Origin of the sequence: Enterobacter sp. IF2SW-B1 (assembly GCF_001743375.1) — a bacterium.
In the GTDB taxonomy this organism is placed as follows: Bacteria; Pseudomonadota; Gammaproteobacteria; order Enterobacterales; family Enterobacteriaceae; genus Enterobacter; species Enterobacter bugandensis.
In genome coordinates, this window is the sequence record NZ_MJAA01000059.1 from 1 (window position 1) to 822 (window position 822).

1 protein-coding gene is annotated in these 822 nt (G+C 52.3%); it reads left to right on the forward strand.

What is annotated here, in order from left to right; genetic code table 11:
• Nucleotides 1-681 (forward strand): AadA family aminoglycoside 3''-O-nucleotidyltransferase (locus tag A6013_RS23715; RefSeq protein WP_069733856.1); only part of this gene is annotated, 681 nt, incomplete at its 5' end.
• Nucleotides 682-822: the final 141 nt, after the last annotated feature.

Genomic DNA, 822 nt, shown 5'->3' on the forward strand with positions numbered 1-822 from the left:
GGGGATGGCGGCCTGAAACCGCATAGCGATATTGATCTGCTGGTGACCGTGACCGTGCGTCTGGATGAAACCACCCGTCGTGCGCTGATTAACGATCTGCTGGAAACCAGCGCGAGCCCGGGTGAAAGCGAAATTCTGCGTGCGGTGGAAGTGACCATCGTGGTGCATGATGACATTATTCCGTGGCGTTATCCGGCGAAACGTGAGCTGCAGTTTGGCGAATGGCAGCGTAACGATATTCTGGCCGGCATTTTTGAACCGGCGACCATTGATATCGATCTGGCCATTCTGCTGACCAAAGCGCGTGAACATAGCGTGGCGCTGGTTGGTCCGGCAGCGGAAGAACTGTTTGATCCGGTGCCGGAACAGGACCTGTTTGAAGCGCTGAACGAAACCCTGACCCTGTGGAACAGCCCGCCGGATTGGGCGGGTGATGAACGCAACGTGGTGCTGACCCTGAGCCGTATTTGGTATAGCGCGGTGACCGGCAAAATTGCGCCGAAAGATGTGGCGGCGGATTKGGCCATGGAACGTCTGCCGGCGCAGTATCAGCCGGTGATTCTGGAAGCGCGTCAGGCGTATCTGGGCCAGGAAGAAGATCGTCTGGCCAGCCGTGCGGATCAGCTGGAAGAATTTGTGCATTACGTGAAAGGCGAAATTACCAAAGTGGTGGGTAAATAATAACTGTCAGACCAAGTTTACTCATATATACTTTAGATTGATTTAAAACTTCATTTTTAATTTAAAAGGATCTAGGTGAAGATCCTTTTTGATAATCTCATGACCAAAATCCCTTAACGTGAGTTTTCGTTCCACTGAGCG